At 63.6% G+C, this 3,085-nt stretch carries 4 protein-coding genes; 2 read left to right on the plus strand and 2 right to left on the minus strand.

Annotated elements, in window-relative coordinates:
• Window positions 1-848 (plus strand): IS256 family transposase (locus GGD89_RS19355; RefSeq protein WP_184049111.1); only part of this gene is annotated, 848 nt, incomplete at its 5' end.
• A gap of 35 nt (window positions 849-883) precedes the next feature.
• Here GGD89_RS19355 and GGD89_RS19360 read toward each other — a convergent pair.
• Both GGD89_RS19360 and GGD89_RS19365 read right to left on the minus strand, forming a co-directional pair.
• Window positions 884-1,972 carry an ISL3 family transposase gene (locus GGD89_RS19360; RefSeq protein ID WP_184049114.1) on the minus strand — a complete coding sequence of 363 codons (1,089 nt, stop codon included), beginning with the start codon at window positions 1,970-1,972 and terminating at the stop codon, window positions 884-886.
• A 34-nt stretch (window positions 1,973-2,006) separates the two neighbouring features.
• Window positions 2,007-2,390: a hypothetical protein gene (locus GGD89_RS19365; RefSeq protein ID WP_184049117.1), complete on the minus strand. Its 384-nt coding sequence runs from the start codon at window positions 2,388-2,390 to the stop codon at window positions 2,007-2,009.
• A gap of 169 nt (window positions 2,391-2,559) precedes the next feature.
• On the opposite strand from GGD89_RS19365, the gene GGD89_RS20750 reads away from it, so the two are divergent.
• Window positions 2,560-2,766: a DUF2274 domain-containing protein gene (locus GGD89_RS20750; RefSeq protein ID WP_184049120.1), complete on the plus strand. Its 207-nt coding sequence runs from the start codon at window positions 2,560-2,562 to the stop codon at window positions 2,764-2,766.
• Window positions 2,767-3,085: the final 319 nt, after the last annotated feature.

The following is a 3,085-nucleotide window of genomic DNA, read 5'->3' on the forward strand; positions in this document are numbered from 1 at the left end:
ACGTCCAGGGCGTCTCCACCCGCGACGCCGCCAAGGTGATGAAGGAATTCGGGCTGGAAAGCCTGTCCTCGACCCAGGTGAGCCGCGCCGCCGCCCTGCTGGACGACGAACTGGAAGCCTGGCGCACGCGCCGGCTCGACCCGGTGAAATACCTGATCCTCGATGCCCGGTATGAGAAGGTGCGCGACGGCGGCATCGTCCGCGACGCGGCCATCCTGTCGGCCATCGGCGTCGGCCCTGACGGCCGGCGGCGGCTTCTGGGCGTGTCGGCGGCCCTCTCGGAGGCCGAGATCCACTGGCGGGATTTCCTGAACGACCTCGTGGACCGCGGCCTGCGCGGCGTGGACTTCATCGTCAGCGACGACCATGCCGGCCTGCGCGCCGCTCGTCGCGCCGTGCTGTCCGGGGCGACATGGCAACGCTGCCAGTTCCACCTGGCCCAGAACGCCATTCACCACGCCCCGACGCTCGCCATCCGCAAGCGCATCGGCGAGGACCTGCGCGCCGTCTGGAACGCCAGGGATCTGAAGGCCGCCGAGGCTGAACTGGCCGCCCTGGCCGAGAGCTACCGCAAGGCGGCGCCGAGGCTCGCCGCGTGGATGGAGGCCAACGTCCCCGAGGGACTCGCCCTCTTCACCCTGCCGAAGCCGCACCGCCGCCGCATGCGCACGTCGAACCCGATCGAGCGGGCCGTGCAGCAGGAGATCAAGCGCCGGACCAAAAAGGTCCGCGTCTTCCCCAACGAGGCCTCGCTGCTGCGCCTCGTCACCGCCGTCCTCGCCGAGATCGACGAGGACTGGGCCACCACCGACCGCGTCTACATCAACATGGAAAACCGGGATGACTGAGGGACCTCAGGCCGAATTTCCATCCTTCAGGTTGCTCAATCTGCGGCAGCGATGCCTGCGAGGTAAGGCTCAAGCCGCTTGGCGAAGCGCATCAGGGCTGGAATGGCGCTGTCGCGGGCCTTTCTGGCCCAGGCGTGCCAAGCGTTGCGGGCCGCTTCGGGCGAGGCGGCGCGCCAAAGGTCTTTCAGTTCGTCCCGCAAGACATAGGCAGTCATGAGGGATTGATTGGCGGCCAGAAGTTCATCGAGCCGGACATGATCCTCCTCGCGCACTATGGTTTCGCGATTGCGCAGGAGAAGCCAACGTGCTGTCTTGACGACCTTGCGTGCTTTTTTGTCATGGCGCAACCGGTTCGCCTCGTCGACACGAACCCGATCGATGACCTCGCGGCCGTACTTGGCAATGACGTGGAACAGGTCATAGACGACCACGGCATGGGGACAGCGGGCTTCCACCTCCCGGGCGTAGGCGGCGTTCATGTCCATGGCCACGGCCTTGATGCGATGGCATCCGGCGGTGCCCAGAAGGTCGAAAAACGGCCGGAGATCCTCGCGCCCACGCCCCTTCCCGACCCACAGAACCCGTCGTCGGCGCGGATCGACGACGACAGTGGCGTACCGATGTCCCTTGCGCAGGGCGAACTCGTCCATCGCCAGCACTTCGACGCTTGAAAACTCAGGCGGGTTCAACGCCACCAAAAGGCGATGCGTGTCGATTGCCTTCACTGTGCTCCAGTGCAGGTCGAAGAACGCGGCGACGTGCTTGACCGGCAGCACAGCGCACAGGCGCCCCACACTCTCAGCCAGACGGGTCGTCACCCGGGCATAGCGCTCCAGCCACGACAGGCGTTCAAGGCGCGGACCGCATCGGGGGCACGTGACCCGGCGCCGCGGAACCGACACGAAGGTCGTGGCGTCGAGAATCGGAAGGTCCCGCACCACTCGACACTCAATGTCATGCACCGCGTCGGCCGCTTCGCCGCAGCCATCGCAGATCAAAGCCGCTCCCGGCTGGAAGCCCAGGAAAATCCAGACTTCCGGTTGCTCACCCTCGCGTCGCTGGACCGTCTCAACGCGGTAGCCTTCCCAGCCCCCAAGCCAGGACATAGGATCATCGAAGGACAACGGGGCCTCCCTGGCAGTCTGTGTCGTGTCGCAACTACCAGTGTGTCAGACCGTCCCGTTGTCCGCCCCTCCCCGATTTTCCGTCATGAACCCTTTTTTTGCGCGTGATGCCGTGACGAGCCAACAGGCTGCGCACCATGTCCGTACTGGCGGAAATGCCCTGGGAGGCCAGTTTGGCAACGATCTCATGGAGAAAGATGTCCGGCGTTTCCTCCACAAGACCAAGAACGATCGACGCATGCGCCTCCATGGCGTGCGAGCGCTGGTCGCCCCCCATCGCCAAGGCCTCGGCCCGGCCTTCGTCACGCCAAATCTTGCCCCATCGGGTCGCCGTCGAACGAGCCACCAAAAGGCGCCGCCCCGCGCCACTGGCCGAAAGCCCCTCTTCTAATACCAGTGGCGGATGAGTGTGACTCATCCGCCGAGCGGCACCGGCCCGCTCCCCCTCCCGGCCACCCCAAGTATACTGCCGTGGGTGGCCGGGAGGGGGAGCGGGCCGGCCACGGACTGCAACGGTCATTCTCAATGACCGTTGGTATAACAGCGCCACGAAGCGCCCTCGCAAATCACGCGAATAGGGTTTTCCCATGCGGACCGACCTCCTAAAGGTCAGTCCGTTGAATCATAAAAACGAGTCCGTGGGAATCCCTGGCGACTCAACCCGACCCCAGAGCACTCTAGCCCGCGAGACCGGCCAACCTATCACCGATCCCGTCAGGCTCATCGTGCCCATGCTGGAGCGGTTCATTACAACCGACAGAGGGTTTGCGAAGGCGAGACGAGAAGTCGGCTGACTTGCCGCCATATTTGATTTGCCAGTATCAATAATGAAAGAACTTACATCTGCCGATATTCTGGAACGATGACACGATCAACGCCTGAGTGGTTCAAACTGTGCGACGAAGCCACATCCCAAATTATACGTCGTATCGCCGATGCCGTATCGGCAAATGAGATGACCTTGCAAGTGAGGTCAGCGCCCTTGCTGGCCCATTTTGGTTCATTCTCGATACAGCAATTCTCATTTTGGCCGAAATAGCTTGGACACGGGACACGGGATGTGATTCACCCTCTGGGTGAGGTGGCTTGAAGAGCAAATCGCGGCGCTGCGGG

Source organism: Roseospira visakhapatnamensis (assembly GCF_014197915.1).
In the GTDB taxonomy this organism is placed as follows: Bacteria; Pseudomonadota; Alphaproteobacteria; order Rhodospirillales; family Rhodospirillaceae; genus Rhodospira; species Rhodospira visakhapatnamensis.

Bases quoted from the DNA above. Each gene is read 5' to 3' on its own strand.
- GGD89_RS19365 (WP_184049117.1), bottom strand. From the start codon at position 2,390: ATGAGTCACACTCATCCGCCACTGGTATTAGAAGAGGGGCTTTCGGCC.
- GGD89_RS20750 (WP_184049120.1), top strand. From the start codon at position 2,560: ATGCGGACCGACCTCCTAAAGGTCAGTCCGTTGAATCATAAAAACGAG.